The 16,239-nt window shown below is 71.7% G+C and carries 13 protein-coding genes and 1 pseudogene; 3 read left to right on the plus strand and 11 right to left on the minus strand.

Annotated elements, in window-relative coordinates; all coding sequences use genetic code 11:
• Positions 1 to 8: 8 nt before the first annotated feature.
• On the minus strand, positions 9 to 953 hold the full coding sequence (locus ACFYZS_RS05460) for a MerR family transcriptional regulator (RefSeq protein WP_389007090.1): 945 nt from the start codon (positions 951 to 953) through the stop codon (positions 9 to 11).
• Positions 954 to 1,195: 242 nt separating this feature from the next.
• Between ACFYZS_RS05460 and ACFYZS_RS05465 the strand changes: the two genes are divergently transcribed.
• A complete protein-coding gene (locus ACFYZS_RS05465; RefSeq protein WP_389007092.1) occupies positions 1,196 to 2,848 on the plus strand; it encodes a carboxylesterase/lipase family protein in 1,653 nt (550 codons plus the stop codon).
• 14 nt (positions 2,849 to 2,862) lie between these two features.
• Positions 2,863 to 4,146, plus strand: coding sequence for a phospholipase D-like domain-containing protein (locus ACFYZS_RS05470; protein ID WP_389007093.1), 1,284 nt, complete (start codon positions 2,863 to 2,865; stop codon positions 4,144 to 4,146).
• A gap of 189 nt (positions 4,147 to 4,335) precedes the next feature.
• Here ACFYZS_RS05470 and ACFYZS_RS05475 read toward each other — a convergent pair whose 3' ends face one another.
• Positions 4,336 to 6,063, minus strand: coding sequence for a BCCT family transporter (locus ACFYZS_RS05475; protein ID WP_389007549.1), 1,728 nt, complete (start codon positions 6,061 to 6,063; stop codon positions 4,336 to 4,338).
• 256 nt (positions 6,064 to 6,319) lie between these two features.
• Here ACFYZS_RS05475 and ACFYZS_RS05480 point away from each other — a divergent pair, with 256 nt between their 5' ends.
• On the plus strand, positions 6,320 to 7,117 hold the full coding sequence (locus tag ACFYZS_RS05480; protein ID WP_389007095.1) for a restriction endonuclease: 798 nt from the start codon (positions 6,320 to 6,322) through the stop codon (positions 7,115 to 7,117).
• Positions 7,118 to 7,181: 64 nt separating this feature from the next.
• Here ACFYZS_RS05480 and ACFYZS_RS05485 read toward each other — a convergent pair whose 3' ends face one another.
• The 9 genes and pseudogenes from ACFYZS_RS05485 to ACFYZS_RS05525 form a co-directional block, all read right to left on the minus strand.
• Entirely contained in the window at positions 7,182 to 7,886 is a 705-nt protein-coding gene (locus tag ACFYZS_RS05485) for a hypothetical protein (RefSeq protein WP_389007097.1), read from the minus strand.
• A 303-nt stretch (positions 7,887 to 8,189) separates the two neighbouring features.
• A pseudogene (locus tag ACFYZS_RS05490) lies at positions 8,190 to 8,277 on the minus strand (IS5/IS1182 family transposase); the annotation flags it as partial.
• Between the two features lie 23 nt (positions 8,278 to 8,300).
• Positions 8,301 to 8,993: an SDR family NAD(P)-dependent oxidoreductase gene (locus tag ACFYZS_RS05495; RefSeq protein WP_389007099.1), complete on the minus strand. Its 693-nt coding sequence runs from the start codon at positions 8,991 to 8,993 to the stop codon at positions 8,301 to 8,303.
• A gap of 152 nt (positions 8,994 to 9,145) precedes the next feature.
• A complete protein-coding gene (locus ACFYZS_RS05500) occupies positions 9,146 to 9,979 on the minus strand; it encodes a helix-turn-helix transcriptional regulator (protein WP_389007100.1) in 834 nt (277 codons plus the stop codon).
• A 29-nt stretch (positions 9,980 to 10,008) separates the two neighbouring features.
• On the minus strand, positions 10,009 to 10,620 hold the full coding sequence (locus ACFYZS_RS05505; protein WP_389007102.1) for a TetR/AcrR family transcriptional regulator: 612 nt from the start codon (positions 10,618 to 10,620) through the stop codon (positions 10,009 to 10,011).
• A complete protein-coding gene (locus ACFYZS_RS05510) occupies positions 10,617 to 11,576 on the minus strand; it encodes a 3-hydroxybutyryl-CoA dehydrogenase (protein WP_389007104.1) in 960 nt (319 codons plus the stop codon). The genes ACFYZS_RS05505 and ACFYZS_RS05510 overlap by 4 nt, the downstream gene beginning before the upstream one ends.
• Before the next feature lie 81 nt (positions 11,577 to 11,657).
• Positions 11,658 to 12,830 (minus strand): acyl-CoA dehydrogenase family protein, encoded by a 1,173-nt coding sequence (locus ACFYZS_RS05515; protein WP_389007106.1) that lies wholly within the window; start codon positions 12,828 to 12,830, stop codon positions 11,658 to 11,660.
• Positions 12,831 to 12,882: 52 nt separating this feature from the next.
• Positions 12,883 to 14,055: an acyl-CoA dehydrogenase family protein gene (locus tag ACFYZS_RS05520; protein WP_389007108.1), complete on the minus strand. Its 1,173-nt coding sequence runs from the start codon at positions 14,053 to 14,055 to the stop codon at positions 12,883 to 12,885.
• Positions 14,056 to 14,168: 113 nt separating this feature from the next.
• The gene (locus tag ACFYZS_RS05525; RefSeq protein WP_389007110.1) at positions 14,169 to 16,238 is read right to left on the minus strand and encodes an acetate--CoA ligase family protein; all 2,070 of its coding nucleotides are present in this window, start codon (positions 16,236 to 16,238) and stop codon (positions 14,169 to 14,171) included.
• Between the last annotated feature and the right edge of the window lies 1 nt (position 16,239).

Genomic DNA, 16,239 nt, shown 5'->3' on the forward strand with positions numbered 1-16,239 from the left:
GACGCAGGCTACCGATGGGGCGAAACGCTCCTCCGACGAGGGTCCGGCCTGGCGATCGACATCGACAGTCCGTCGGTCAGCCATCGATGGGCGACCGTCATGTTCAGCACACGCCCACCGGTGGCGGTGCCGACCAGAGCCCAATAGCGTTCCAGGCGGGGGTCGAAGCCGGACGACCTCGTCACCAGCCCGTGCAGGTATGCGCGGAAGGCGGGCGTGTCCGACTCCCGCCGGGCTCGTGCGTGGGCGGACACGAAGGCGTTCACCGCGTCCCCGGCGCTCGGTGGCAGCCCCCGGGCCAGGGCGGCGACCGTCAGAGCGGCAGCCTCGTCGATCTCCGCGTAGAAGGCCGGGCCGTCCCTCATCTCCTCGTCGTGGTCCTGGGTCCAGCGGGTGAAGCTGGGCGTGGATATGAGCAGATGCAGCTCGGCGTAGGCCAGGACGGTGGCGGGTACGGGGTCCTGCGGAGGCTCGGGGGACAGCATGGCGATCATGCTGTCGAGTCGGTGCCTGGGCATGGCCGCGGACAACTCGCGGTACCAGTGGTCGGTGAGGGTACGACGCGCCTGCGGAAGCCTCTGCACACGGGAGAGGATCTCCAGGCGCCGGAGCCGTTCCTCACTCGTGCACTCTCCCAGGGACTCGAGTGTGGCCTGACGCCAGCGCAGTTCGGTCAGTCGCTCCTGCACCGATTCGAGCTCGGTCGCGACGAGTTCGCCGAGGGAGCACTCGCCGGTGACCACCTGCGTGATGGTCGCGATCGGCGTGTCCAGCGCCCGTAGGCGCCTGATGAGGCGGATGCGCTCCCACGCCTCCGGACCGTAACGCCGATGACCACCCGTGCTGCGGCCGGCCACGGGCAGCAGACCGCTGTCCGAGTAGTAGCGCAGCGTCTTCACCGGCACACCCGTTCCGGTGGCGAGTTCTCCGATGCTCCAGGTGTCTTGCGTCACAGTCCCTTGAACCTCCAGTACGGGGGAGGTCCTAGCGTATGGAGCACCGACCGCGCCGGTACGCACCGTCCCCGCCGCTCGGGCCACCGACTGCCTCGTCGCGGCCCGACCCGCGGCGTGCGGCACCGCGCCATCATGTCCCCGACCAGGAACGGTGGGTACGTATGTCCCCCATCACGACGGCACCCCGTCCACATCGAAGGGCCGGCCTTCGTGCGGTGCTCTTCCCCTTGCTCTGCGCGGTGGCACTGCTCACGGCCACCGCCGTACCGGCTGCGGGCGCACCGGCTCCTGCCCCGCAGTCCACCGGGCAGAGCGCCACGGTCGTCCAGACCGATCGCGGCCGGGTACGCGGTGTGTCCCACGGCTCGTACGCCACCTTCGACGGCATTCCCTACGCTGCGCCGCCGACCGGACCGCTGCGCTGGCGCGCCCCCGTTCCCGCCGCCGCGTGGCACGGTGTCCGGGATGCGACGAAGCCGGCCGAACGCTGTGTGCAGATGCCGACGCCGGGCGCGAGTGCGGTCGTCGGGTCGGAGGACTGCCTCTACCTCAACGTCACCGTGCCGACGCCGACACCGGCACCGAAGCCGGCGCCGACACCGAAGCCGGCCGGGAAGAAGCGGCCCGTGCTGGTGTGGATGCACGGCGGCGCGTTCCTGGGCGGTTCGGGCGCCGACTACAGCTCCGAACGACTGGCGGTCCGGGGTGACACGGTCGTCGTCACGGTCAACTACCGTTTGGGGATCTTCGGTTACTTCGGCCACGCCGGGTTGGGCTCCGCCCCGGCGTTCGGCCTGGCGGACCAACAGGCCGCCCTGCGCTGGGTACGGGAGAACGCGGAGCGTTTCGGCGGTGATCCACGCAATGTCACGCTGTTCGGCGAGTCCGCAGGCGCCCTCGGTATTTGTGCGCACCTCACCTCGCCGACGGCCGTCGGACTCTTCCAGCGGGCCGTACTCCAGAGCGGTTCCTGCCTCACGTCCTTCCCGCCCGGCGCTCTCGGGCCCGGCACACCCGCGTACGAGCCGTTCGCCGCGGAGGCCGACGTCCAGACGGCCGGCGCGGAAGCCGCCCGGCAACTGGGCTGCTCGGCGGGCGGCGCGGACGAGGTCCTGGCGTGCCTGCGCGGGCAGGGTACGGATCGGCTCGCGACCGCGCCGCTGATGCAGTCCTTCAACCGGCCCGCCTACGGCAATGCGCTGCTGCCGGTGGCACCCGGGCAGGCCTTGGCATCCGGGCGGTTCCACCGCGTGCCCGTCATCCTGGGCACCAACCACGACGAGATGCGGATGTTCGTCGGCCTCACGCTCGCCGCGTTCCCGATCCGCACCGAGGACGACTACCGCGCCCGTCTGGTGGACGCCTTCGGGGCCGACGCGCCGGCCGTGGAGGCGCAGTACCCGGCAGGGGACCACCCCACGCCCGCTCTGGCCTGGGCCGCGGCGCTGACCGACCGGTCCTTCACGTGCACCACGCTGGCGGCGGGCCGGGCCATCGCCGCACATGCCCCCGAACTCCCGCTCTACGGCTACGAGTTCGGCGATCCGGATGCTCCGGTCCTCACCGGTCTGCCGGCGAACCCCGGTTTCCCCTACGGCGCTGCGCACGGCTTCGAGATGCCGTTCCTGTTCTCCTCGCTCCCCACCGAGCGACCGCTGAGCGACGCCCAGCGCGCCCTGTCGGACCGCATGGTCGACTACTGGACGGGTTTCGCGCGCACCGGCAATCCCAACGCCTCCGGCGCACCGCTCTGGCCCCGCCTGCACTCTTCGTCGCCCCTCCCCCGCTCGGTGCAGTCACTGGCTCCGGGGCCGGGCGCAGTCCACGCCGTCGACGCACACTCCGCACACCACTGCTCGTTCTGGGACCGGATGCCCAGGCCCGTGAACTGAATACAGTGGCCGCCATGAGGAAGATCAGATCAGTGACGGCGCTCGCCGCCGGGGCGGCGGCGCTGCTCGCCGCCATCCCCACGACCGCTGTCGCCGCCGCGCCGCTGGTGACCACCGGTGCCACCTTCAACGACCCGACCGACCCGGCGCGGCAGGACGCGGTCTTCACGCACATCTCCCGCCTGATCGACGGCGCCGTACCGGGATCGAGCATCAAGGTCTCGGCGTACGTCCTCGGATCGGACTGGCTCGCGGGCCGGCTGAGCGCGGCGCACCTGCGCGGGGTGAACGTCGAGGTGATCCTGGACAGCGAGAGCCTCAAGCACACCGCGGGGTCCGGGACATACGTGAAGCTCGTCGACGGGCTGGCCCGGAAGACCGACCGGTCCGGGGCCTCGTGGGTACGGGTCTGCGCCGAGCACCAGGCGTGCCTGGCGAAGGACCCGAACCCCGGGGACGGGTACCACAGCGTCAACCACAACAAGTTCCTGCTCTTCTCCAGCACCACCGGCAGCTCCACGGGCACCGTCCCCGTCGACAACGTCGTCGTGCAGACCTCGGCCAACCAGACGGCCTGGGACCGGCAGAAGGCGTGGAACGACGCCCTGACCGTGGTCGAGAACCCCGAGCTGTACTCCGCCTACGCCGGCTACTTCGGCGATCTGGCGGCGGCGCAGGCGGAGCCGTCCAAGCAGGTATCCGACTACCCGACGGAGTATCAGGCCGGGAAGGCGAAGGCGTACTTCTTCCCCCGGTCCGACTCGGACGTCATCCTCAACATCCTCGACACGGTGGACGATCCCGTCAGCGGCCAGTCGGTCTGCCACGGCAACTCGGCCGGTTTCGGCACCGCCGACGGCCGCACGGTGATCCGCGTCGCCATGCACCAGATCACCCGTGCCGAGGTGGCCAGGAAGCTGTGGGAGCTCGACGACGCCGGCTGCTACGTCGACATCGTCTACCGCAAGCTCGACAACAGCGGAACCGCGATCGCCGACCAGCTCGCCAAGCCGACCAGGTTCGGCGGGATCACGCTGCACAAGCTGGACGACGACGCCGAGAACCACACGGCGACGCACTCCAAGTACCTGCTGATCGAGGGGACCTACAAGGGCCTCCCCGACCAGAAGATCGTCTTCACCGGCAGCCACCCGTACACGGTGAGCGGGCTCGTCGGCAACGACGAGGCGCTGCTCAAGTACCAGGACCCGGCGGTGCACGACGCCTACCGGGAGAACTTCCGCGCGCAGCGCAGCGCCGCCGACGGGCAGAACGCCCAGGGGGTGTCGTCGAAGTAGCTTCGTCCGCCCGTGAGGGCGGGGCCGGCGGGGTCTGGTGCGTGCGCTCGCAAGGCGGAGGAGAGAGGCGACGCTCGCGTCGTCGACCGACGACAACGCCGCGAGCGCGCGTGCCGGACCCCGCCGGCCAGAAGGGACTTTGACGACACCCCCTAGGGGGTGTCCGCAAAGTAGCGCCGTGCCCGCCGGTCAGGCCGTGGGCGGGGCTCCCGGGGCATTGCCTTCGCCGTCGTGCTTGGTTGCCCCGGGTGCCTCGTCCTGCGCCGGGCCGATGCGGATCTCGAACCCGCCCGCGTACTTCTCGTGTCCCGCGATGACGGCTTCCTCCACCGCCTCCTCGGCGAGTTCGCTGCGGACGATCAGCGGGTCCTGGCGGAGGTCCCGCAAGAGGGCCCAGCACATGCCGATCATCACCAGGACGAACGGGGCCGCGACGAGGATCGTCAAGTGCTGCAGGCCCGCCAGGGCTTCGCCCTTGCCCTGGCCGACCAGCAGCATCACGGCCGCCACACCGCCGGTCACCACGCCCCAGAAGACGACGACGAACCGGTCGGGCTCGAAGGTGCCCTTCTGGGACAGGGTGCCCATCACGATCGACGCCGCGTCGGCGCCGGAGACGAAGAAGATGCCGACCAGGACCATCACGAGCAGGCTCATCACGCCGGCGATCGGGAACTCCTGGAGCACGCCGAAGAGCTGCGCCTCGGGCGTGGTCGCGCCGCCGAGCTTTCCCTGCTCCTTCAGGCGCATGGCCGTACCGCCGAAGATGGCGAACCAGACCAGGCTCACGGTGCTGGGCACCAGGATGACGCCGCCGACGAACTGACGGATCGTACGGCCCCGGCTGATGCGGGCGATGAACATGCCGACGAACGGCGTCCAGGAGATCCACCAGGCCCAGTAGAAGACCGTCCAGCTGCTCAGCCAGTCGGCGACGTCACCGCCGCCGGTGGACGCCTCGGTGCGGCCGATCAGCTGGGGCAGTTCGTCGAAGTACGCCGCGAGGGAGGTGGGGATCAGGTCGAGGACCAGGATGGTGGGGCCGACCAGGAACACGAAGACCGCGAGGATGACGGCCAGCACCATGTTGATGTTGGAGAGCCATTGGATGCCCTTCTCCACCCCGGAGACGGCGGAGAAGACGAAGCAGACGGTCAGCACGCTGATGATGGCGATGAGCAGCCCCGTCCCGGCCTTGTCCAACCAGCCCACCTCGTGCATGCCGCTGCCGATCTGCAGCGCGCCGAGCCCCAGGGAGGTGGCCGAGCCGAACAGGGTGGCGAAGATCGCCAGGATGTCGATCACCCGGCCGGGTGCGCCCTCGGCCCGCTTCTTCCCGAGGAGCGGGACGAAGACGGCGCTGATCGTCTGCCGCCTGCGGCGCCGGAAGGTGCTGTACGCGATGGCCAGGCCGACCACCGCGTAGATGGCCCACGGGTGCAGCGTCCAGTGGAACAGGGTGGTGGCGAGCGCCGTCTGCATGCGGTCCGGGGCGTCGGCGGGGTTGGTGCCCGGCGGCGGGGTGGTGAAGTGCGCGAGGGGCTCGCTGACGCCGTAGAACATCAGGCCGATGCCCATGCCGGCGCTGAACATCATGGCGACCCAGGAGACGGTGCTGAACTCCGGCTTCTCGTGCTCCTGGCCCAGCTCGATCCGTCCGTACCGGCTGATGGCGAGCCAGAGCGCGAAGACGACGAACCCCGAGGCCGCCAGGACGAACGCCCAGCCGGCGTTGTGCATCAGGCCGTTCAGCAGGGTGTCGGAGACGCTCTCCAGCGAGCTGGTGGCCGTGACGCCCCAGATCACGAAGCCCAGGGTCAGCACGGCCGTCACCCCGAAGACCACCCGGTCGGTGACGGCCGCCTTGTCCTCCTGCGGGTGGCGGCCGGGCAGGGCCGCCTTCACGGGCAGCCGCATTCCCTGCCTCGGTTTGCGTTGCTCCTGAGACACGGGCGGCACCTTTCGCGATCACGAACCGATTCGGCTTCCGCTATCCCGTACCACGGCGCGCGCACCCGCCCCGGCATCAACAGGGGTCGACGGGTGCCTCTCTGCCGCGTGATAGGCCGCACGGGTGTCGAGGAGGAGCGGCGGGTGACGGTTCCCGCCGCTTGGGTGCGGGCCCTCGGGGCACACGTCAGGAACGATCTTGACGAGGCGGGGAGTGCAGCAGATGACCGTTCCGGCCCGGCCGAAGCAGCCCGGAAGGCGCCACCACCGGTTCAGCACGCGCGTCACCGCGTGGTGGTTCGCTCTGGTCGCGCTGGCGGTGGGCGGGGTGGGCGCCACCCTGCGGGTGCTGGCCGAGGCCGCCGCGGCGCAGCCCGCCGTCGCGCTGACCGCCGCTCTGGCCTGCGCGGCCGTCGGCGCGGTCGCCGCGCCCGCCCGGCGGCGGCTGCGCATACGCCGCGTGGCCCGCGGCACGGCACGGACCCTCCAGGTCGCGGCGGAGGCCGCGGCGGAGGCCGCGCGGGCGCCCGCGCGGCCTCCGGCCTCCGAAGCCGCGGTTTCCGAGGCTCACGGCGGCGACGGCTGCGCCGTCGTCGATGACCGCCCGCTCGGTCAACGCCCGGTCGCCGACCTTCCGCCGGACTACGACGCGCTCGATGCGGACGCGTTCGAGGGCGCGGTGGCCGCGCTGTGCGAGCGGGACGGCTGCCGGGACGTCCGCGTCGTCGGCGGCGCGGGAGACCTCGGCGCCGACGTACTGGCCACCGCTCCCGACGGCAGGCGGCTCGTCATCCAGTGCAAGCGCTACGACCCCGCCCACAAGGTCGGATCGCAGGACCTGCAGCGCTTCGGCGGCACGTGTTACGCCGTGCACGACGCGGGGCTCGCCGCCGTGGTCACCACCGGCGATTTCACCGGACCTGCGGCGGAGTACGCCGAGCAGTGCGCGATCGTGTGCTTCGGCCGCGAGGCGCTGCTCGACTGGTCGGCCGGGGTGGGGCCGGCCCCGTGGGAGCGGTGACCGGCCGCCCGTAGCCGTGCGCGCCGCCTCCCGGCAAGGGGAGACGGCGCGCACCTGCGGTCGGTCAGCCGACGCGCTCGATGCGCGCCCGGCGGATCAGGTTCTTGCCCGGCTCCCGCACCTTGTCGAAAGCCGCGTTGTTCAACAGCACACAACTGCCCGACGGACCGTTCACCGCCACCGTCGTCGACTGACCGTTGTCCAGATTCGTCACCTTCAACTTCGTCCCCACCGGGAACGTCCCACTGCTCGCCGCCGGCGCACCCCCCTCACCCGACAAGGTCACCGTCGATCCCGGACACACCACCTGCCCGGTGGCCGGCGGCACCTGCACCCCTGCCGAACCGGCCGCACCGGCCGCACCTGTCGCACCGCTCGCACCGCTCGCACCGGCCGGCGCGGCGCCACCGCCCACGCGCTCGATGCGCGCCCGGCGGATCAGGTTCTTGCCCGGCTCCCGCACCTTGTCGAAAGCCGCGTTGTTCAACAGCACACAACTGCCCGACGGACCGTTCACCGCCACCGTCGTCGACTGACCGTTGTCCAGATTCGTCACCTTCAACTTCGTCCCCACCGGGAACGTCCCACTGCTCGCCGCCGGCGCACCCCCCTCACCCGACAAGGTCACCGTCGATCCCTGGCACACCACGTCGGGGGCGGCCGCGTTGCCGGTCGCCATCGTCGTGACGAATCCTCCGGTCACCAGCGCTCCCGTGACGACAGAGAGCACGAGCTTCTTCTTGGGACTCATCGTCCGCTTTCGGGACATGGGCACTCCTCGATCCGATGGATGCTGTCCTCCCCCACCCCTGCTTACGGCGTCCGTCAGGCGCGATTCCAATCCTTGTCGCGGTCTCACAAATCCTTGCGTGAGGAGGTTTCGGACCCCGCGTGGCCCGGCCAGGTGGCTCAGGCGCCTTGGGAGCGCTTTCGAAAGCGCAGGTCAGGGGCGCGCCGCCCAGGCCGCTCGAAGGGATTGCGGTGCAGATGCCGCCCCCGGTTCGAGGCGGAGGAGAGGAGAGCACAGGCAGGCTTAAGGTTCTGCTGATCCCCCCTTAAGACCGACCGGCAACTCGAAGCCGGAACCATGGACCAGCGCGAGCACGATGTTCGAAGACGGTTCGGTCGGGGAGCCGGCGGCGGTGACAGCCCAGCGGGTGGCCGACGAGAGCTCAGGGCATGTTCACCATGGGAGGTTCCCGGATCGGTCGGTGAACTGTCCCGTCGGCCCGTCCGGGCCGATCGTCGCGAGGGTCACGATGGACTCCGCGCCGTCGGCGACGCTGTGTCCGAGGCCGCCGGTGAAGTCGGTCGCGGTCTGCCCGGGGTCTGCGGCGTTGACCTTCACGTCCTTCAGTTCCTTGGCGTACTGCGTCGTGAGCATCGTGACCGCGGCCTTCGAGGCGCAGTAGAGGGGCAGGGCATACTGCGACTCGATCCGCGCCGGGTCCTGGGTCATGCCGAAGGAGCCCATCCCGCTGGACACGTTGACGATGACGGGGTGCGGCGACTTGCGCAGCAGCGGGAGGAAGGCGTGCGTGACGCGCACGATCCCGACGACGTTCACGTCGAGCACGGCGCTCACGTCGGCCGCGGTGTACTCCTCGACGGGGCCGACCTTGCCGAGGACGCCGGCGTTGTTGACCAGGACGTCGATCGTTCCCTCATGCGCGGCGACATCCGCGGCCGCGGCCTGGACCGAGGCGTCGTCGGTCACGTCGATCTGAACGAACCGGGCGCCGAGCGACTCGGCCGCGGCCCGACCGCGCTCACGGTGGCGGGCACCGAGGATGACCGTGTGCCCCGCCTCGACGAGGCGACGAGCGGTTTCAAAGCCGAGGGACTTGTTGGCCCCGGTGATGAATGTGGTGGTCATGCTGGCTCCTCCTGGTCCGAACAGCACGGTCGTGCGCTGTTCACGCACTCCATGCTGGGTCCCCGGGAGGGTTGGCGGGAGCTACAGGACTTCCTGGTACCGCGCGTACCACCCAGCAGCCTGGCCCACCGGACGAGGCAGAACGCGGGCCCTCACCCCTGAGGAGACATCCTCTGAACCCCGATGGCCGCAAGGAATTCGAGTTTGCTGCGGGCGTCGGTGCCCGGCTGCGGCGTGTACACCACGAGGCGGAGGTTCGTGTCCTGGGTGTTGAGGATGTCGGAGTTCATGGCGATGTCTCCGACATCCGGGTGCTCGACGAGTTTGTGCGCACTCTGGTGACCGCCCACCGCTCGGCGGCTCCACAACTCGCAGAACCGTGGGCTGAGGTTCAGCCTCGACACCAACGCCGCGAGGTCGGGATCGTCGGGGTACCGGCTCGTCGTCGCGCGCAGGTCCGCGACGAGGGACTCCTCGAACGCCACCCGCTCGGCCGCCGTCTGCCGGACCCGGGGCAGCTCACCCAGGAACTGCAAGACCAGGACGTTGCGGTCTCCCACACCGCGGACCGTGGGATCGCCGAACGTGGCCGCGAACAGCGGATTCCAGTGCAGCAACTGCCAGGTGGCGTCGTAGACCGCCAACGGGTTGCCGGCGAGCTGGTCCACGATCCGGTACAGGCTCCCTGGGATCACTCGTGGAACCCGACTCGGATCCGCTGCATGACCGGCCATGCGCAAAAGGTGAGCATGCTCGTCGTCGGACAGGCGCAGGGCGCGTGCCAGGGCCGAGCAGACCTGCGCCGAGGGTGTCGCCACCCGTCCCTGCTCCAGCCGGACCACGTACTCGACCGAGATGCCGGCCAGCGTCGCCAGCTCCGCGCGTCGCAGACCGGGGACCCGACGGGGTGAGCCGTGTGCGAAGCCCACCGTCGCGGGGTCCAGCCGGTCCCGCCACGCCCGCAGCGCGGCACCGAGTTGATCCATGCACACGATCTTCCCGCATCGGCGGACCGTCAGACCTGCGGGGCCGCCGGGTCGATGCCGAGCGTGGGGGCGATGGTCCGCCAGATCGTCGACCGGGCCGTCGCCAGGTCCACGTGCGGGTCGTCGAGCATCAGGCGGATGCCGAGGCCGTCGCACAGCGCCAGTACGAGCGTGCTGAGCGCGGTGACGTCGCAGTCGGTGAACTCCCCGCGCGCGATGCCCCGTTCGACGGCGCCGCCGACCCACGCGTGCAGCTGGTCGTACAGGTCGACGGCCAGATTCCGGGCCGTCGTATCGCGCTGGGCGCGCACCCACAGCTCCTGCCACAGCTTCCAGTCCTGGCGCAGCTCCGCGTCCGTCGGCAGCATGCTGCGCAGGATGCGGGCGAGGACGACGGCGGCCGGGACCGAGTCGTCCTCGGCTTCGGTGTCCTTGCCGGTCTGGGCGAAGGAGTGCGTCATCGCCTCGGCGAAGAGCTTCTCCCGCGTGTCGAAGTGGTAGTGCAGCAGGGCCTTGGACACGCCGGCGTGTTCGGCGACCTTGCGCATGCTGACGTTCTCGAAACCGATGTCGGCGATGACTTCGCACGCTGCCGTCAGGATGCGCTCACGCGTCTCGATCGCGCGATCGGCCTTGGTCACGTTGGCTGCTCCCCGTGTCGGCGCCCGTGGACCGGGCGGGCGGGCCCGGATGCCGTGGCCGCCACCGCGCCATTCTCGCGCACGGGGGCCCCGGGACCGGCGTAGGTGTGAAAGCCCCGGCCCGCCTTGCGGCCGAGCAGACCCGCGTCGACCATCCGGGCCAGCAGCGGCGGCGGGGCGTAGAGGGGCTCCCGGTACTCCGCGTACATCGACCGCGCGATGGCCTGCACCGTGTCCAGGCCGATGAGGTCGGCCAGGGCCAGCGGCCCCAGCGGGTGGGCGCAGCCCAGGGTCATGGCGCGGTCGATGTCCTCGGGCGACGCGGTGCCGCACTCGGCCATCCGTACCGCGGCCAGCAGGTACGGCACGAGGAGGGCGTTGACGACGAATCCGGCCCGGTCCCGGGCTTCGACGACCTGCTTGCCCAGGACGTCGGAGGCGAACGCGTGCGTCCGCCGGACGGTCTCCTCGCCGGTGAGCAGGGAGGGCACCAGCTCGACCAGGGGAAGCACCGGTACGGGGTTGAAGAAGTGGAGGCCGATGACCTGTTGCGGCCGCGAGGTGGCGGCGGCCAGCCGGATCACCGGGAGGGAGGAGGTGTTGGTCGCCAGGACGGCGTCGCGCCGCCGCACCGCCCGGTCGAGGAGGGCGAAGACCTCCAGTTTCGCCCGCTCGTCCTCGGCCACCGCCTCGACGACCAGGTCCCGGTCCCCCATCCGGTCCATGTCCGTGGTCACCGCGATCCGGTGGACGGCGGCGTCCCGTTCGCCGGCGGTCAGCTTTCCGGACGCCGCCGCCTGCGCGAGGGAGCGGGTGATCCGCTCCCGGCCGGCGGCCGCGGCCGAAGGGGAGGTCTCCACCACCACGACGTCCCGTCCGGCGCGGGCGCAGACCTCGGCTATCCCTGAGCCCATCAGTCCGCAGCCCACGATCCCGACCCGTTCCACATCGGTCATCGGCTCGTCCTTCCTTCCTTTGATGTGCGTACGGGGACGGCGGCGGTCCGGGCGGCTCCCCGCCCGGACCGCGGGGCCGGGTCAGCCCGCGGACGGCATCCGCAGGACGCCCGTGCCGCGCTTGACCAGTTCGCCCGCGATGATCAGGCGCTGGATCTCGGAGGTGCCCTCCCAGATCCGGTCGACGCGCAGCTCGCGGTAGAGCCGCTCGACCGGGTACGAGCGGTCGTAGCCGCGGCCGCCGAAGATCTGCACGCACCGGTCGATGACGCGACCCGCCGCCTCGCTCGCGGACAGCTTGGCGATGGCCGCCTTGGCGTGCAGCGTCTTGCGGTCGGCCAGGCCCTCGTCGACCTCCCAGGCGACCTGGTGGGTGTAGGCGCGGTTGACGGCGATGTCGGCGGCGCTGTCGGCGAGCATGCCCTGGATGAGCTGGAAGTCGGCGATCCGGGAGCCGAACTGACGGCGTTCGACGGCCCAGTCGCGGGCGAGCTCCAGGGCCCGCTCCGCCGCACCGATCGTACGGGCGGCGATCATCAGCCGCTCCTCGGTGAACCAGGAGCGGGTGATGTCGTAGCCCTGGCCCACCTCGCCGAGCACCGCGTCGTCGGGGACGTGCACCTCGGTGAAGGTGAACTCGGGGTGCTCGTAGACGAAGGTGTGCATCCAGCGGGGCACGCGGGTCATCTCGATGCCCGGCGTGTCCTTGTCGACCAGGAACAGGGTCGGCGCGCGCTCCTCCCCCGCGGCGGCCAGCACGATCATGAAGTCGGCGTGGTCGCCGACGGTGACGAACCACTTCTCGCCGTTCAGCACCCAGCCGTCGGCGGTCCGGGTCGCCGTGGTCTTCAGGCTCTGCGGGTCGGATCCGGCCTCGGGCTCGGTCACGGCGTAGCAGTCCCGGCGCCGTCCCCGGATCACCGGGACGAGGTAGCGCTCGCGCTGTGCGGGGGTGCAGAAGGACAGGGCGTTGGCGGGACGCCACACCATGTCCCACAGCGCTCCGGTGAGCCGCCCGAGCTCGGCCTGGACGGTGACCTGCTCCAGGATGGTGAGGCCGGCGCCGCCCCATTCCACCGGCATGTTGACGGCCTGCAGCCCGCTGTCCAGGACGGCGTCGCGGATCTCGGCGTGGGCCTGCGGGGGCAGGCCGTTGTTCTCCTCGCAGTCGAGTTCGTACTTCGTGATGAACTCGGTGAGTGCGCGCGCCGCGCTCCGGAGCTCTTCCTGACGGGCGGTGAGACGGAAGTCCATGTGGGTCTGTCCTCTGTCCTGTGGGTCGTGGTGGGGAGCGGTGGGGGCGGTGTCAGGAGGTGGGCAGGGCGAGGGCCCGGGTGCCGCGCTTGATCAGCTCGTTGGCGATGATCAGGCGCTGGATCTCGGAGGTGCCCTCCCAGATCCGGTCGACGCGCAGCTCGCGGTACATGCGCTCGACCGGGTACGAGCGGTCGTAGCCGCGGCCGCCGAAGATCTGCACGCACCGGTCGATGACCCGCCCCGCCGCCTCGCTCGCGGAGAGCTTCGCCGTCGACGCCTTCGCGTGCAGCGTCTTGCGGTCGGTCTCCGGCCGGTCGGCCTCCCACGCCACCTGGTGGGTGTAGGCGCGGTTGACCGCGATGTCGACGGCGCAGTCGGCGAGCATGCCCTGGATGAGCTGGAAGTCGGCGATGGGAGAGCCGAACTGGCGGCGTTCGACGGCCCAGTCGCGGGCGAGCTCCAGGGCCCGCTCCGCCGCGCCGACCGTACGGGCGGCGATCATCAGCCGTTCGTCGGTGAACCATTCCTTGGTCAGCTCGTAGCCGTTGCCGACGCCGCCGAGCACGTCCTCGTCGGGCACGAAGACGTCGGTGAAGGTGAACTCGGGGTGCCCGTTGACCGCGGAGTGCATGAACCGCGGCACCCGCGTCATCTCGACGCCCGGGGCCTGCTTGTCCACGAAGAACAGGGTCGCCGCCCGCTCCGGCCCGGCGTCGGCCTGGACCAGCAGGAAGTCCGCGATGTCCCCGCAGGTCACGAACCACTTCTCGCCGTTGAGCAGCCAGCCGCCGTCCGTGCGGGTCGCCGTGCTGGTGCCCGAGCCGGGGTCGGAGCCCGCGCCGGGCTCGGTCACCGCGAACGCGTCGAACCGCTCGCCGCGGATGACCGGCAGCAGGTACTTCTCGCGCTGCGCGGCCGTGCCGTGGGCGAGGACGTTCGCCGGTCGCCAGGGGATGTCCCAGAGGCAGTTGGTGGCCTTTCCGAACTCCTCTTCGACGATGACCTGGTCCAGCAGGGTCAGGCCCGCCCCGCCCCACTCGGCGGGCATGTTGATCGCGTAGACGCCCGCGTCCATGGCGGCGCGGGTCAGTTCGCGGACCGTGTCGGCGGGCAGCGGGCCGCCCGCCTCCTCGGACTGGTCCTCGTACCTCATCAGGAGCCGCGCGTAGGCGCCGGCACGTGCCTTGAGGTCGGCCTGCTCGGGTGTGTAGCGGAAGTCCATGTGTCCTCCGGGGCACAGATGGTGCGGAAGGGTTCGGGGGTGGCCGGGTTCGGGGGCCGGGTATCGCGGTGGCCGGGTATCCGGGTGGCCGGGTTCGGGAATGGGCAGGGCGGTCAGGCCAGGACGGCGCGCGCGTCCAGGGCGAGGGCGCCGTCCGGGCGGACCAGCAGCGGGTTGACCTCCAGCTCGGCGATCTCCGGGTGCGCGGCGGCGACGGCGGTGATGCGCTCGACGACGGCGGCCGCGGCGGCCACGTCGACGGACGGGCGGCCGCGCACGCCGTCCAGCAGCGCGGCGCTGCGCAGGCCGCGCAGCAGGGTCTCGGCCCGCCCGGCGGGTACGGGCGCGAGCGAGAAGGCGACGTCGCGGAGGGTTTCGGTGAGGATGCCGCCGAGTCCGACCATGGCCACCGGCCCGAACCGCGGGTCGCGGTGCACGCCCACGATCAGCTCGATGCCGTCCGTGAGGTCGGCCATCGCCTCGACCGAGTAGGCGGGCGCGCCGAGCCGGGCGTGCATCTCCCGGTACGCGGCGAGCAGCGCGGCCCGGTCGGCCAGGCGCAGCGCCACGCCTCCGGCGTCGGACTTGTGCAAGAGGTGCAGGGCCTTGAGCACGTACGGGCCGTCGAACGCGGCCGCCGCCGCGAGGAGCCCGGCCTCGTCGCTGATCTCCCGCGCCGCCGGGAAGGGCACGCCGGCGGCGCCGAGCAGCGCCCGGACCCCGTGGTACCCCGGGTCCCGCAGCGGTGCGGCGGCCGGCGGCAGCGGCGGTACGGAGCCGCCGGGGGCCGCCGCCCGGCCGGTCATCGCCGCCAGCGCCCGGGCGGCGTCCTCGGTGGCGGCGAACACCGGGACCCCGGCTTCGGCGAGCACCCGGCAGCTCGGGGAGTGCGGGTACATCGACTGCACGACCAGCGGCTTCGGTATGGCCGCGAGGTGCGCGACGATCTCCTTGGCGGCCCGGGTCTCGCCCTCCGCGAGGACGGAGCCGCCTGCCGGTCCGCCGCCCAGGCCGCCTTCGGCGGCCGCGTAGCCGCCGAAGTACCCGGTCATCAGGACCGAGTCGACCTCCTCGCCGGCCAGGAGCGCCCCGACCGTGTCGGCGTACGAGAGGGGGCGCTGCTCCCCCATCCCGGCCAGGTCGACGGGGTTGCCGACGGAGGACTGCTCCCACAGCACGGTCCGCAGCCCGTCCTGCAGCGGCGCGCCGAGTTCCGGTACGTCGAGTCCGGCGTCCTCGGCCGCGTCCGCCGCGATCGCGCCGTGGCCGCCGCCGTCGGTGAACACCGCGGTGCGCCGGCCGCCCGTACGCGGCCCCGCGCTCAGAGCGGCCAGTACGACGGTCATCTCACGCGGGGTGCGGACGAGTTCGACGCCGGCGTCGCGGCAGGCGGCGGCGACCACGTCGGCCGAGGTGGTCAGGGCGCCGGTGTGCGACTGGGCGCTGCGCGCGGAGGCGGTGCCCCGGCCGGCGGTGAGCAGCACCACCGGTTTGCCGGCCGCCGCGGCGGCCGCGGCGAAGGCCCGGCCGTCGCCGAAGTCCTCGGCGTACACGGCGATGGCCGAGGTGGCTTCGTGGCGGGCGCAGTCCTCGACGAGGTCGACGAGGGTGACGTCGGCCTGGTTGCCGAGGGAGACGAAGCGGGAGAAGCCCATGCCGTGCGGCTCGAAGCGGAGCTGGAGTTCGAGGGCGAGGTTGCCGCTCTGGCTGAGGAGGGCGACGCGGCCGGGGGCGAAGCGGTCCGAGGCGAGGTAGAGCTCGGTGGTGTTGTCGGCGATGCCCAGGCAGTTGGGTCCGACGAGGACCGCTCCGGCGGCCCGTACCCGCTGCGCGACGGCCCGCTGCCGGGCCAGTCCCGCGGGGCCGGCCTCCGCGAAGCCCGCGGTGATGCCGACGATCGCCTTCGCCCCGCAGGCCAGGGCGTCGTCGACGGCGGCTTCGAAGCCGGCGCCGGGCACGGAGACCACCACCAGGTCGACGGGTTCGCCGATCGCGGAGAGGGAGGTGGCGGCCGTCCGGCCGAGGACGGTGCCGCCGCGCCGGTTGACCAGGTGTACGGGTCTGCGGTCGGGGGCGCGCAGTGCCTGGGAGGCCACCGCGTGGCCGTACTTCGCCGGGTCGTCGCTGGCGCCGACGACGGCGACGGAGCGGGGGTCGAAGAGGGCGGTCAGATCGCGTCGCATG

It is taken from the genome of Streptomyces sp. NPDC001903 (assembly GCF_042891345.1).
Classification (GTDB): Bacteria; Actinomycetota; Actinomycetes; order Streptomycetales; family Streptomycetaceae; genus Streptomyces.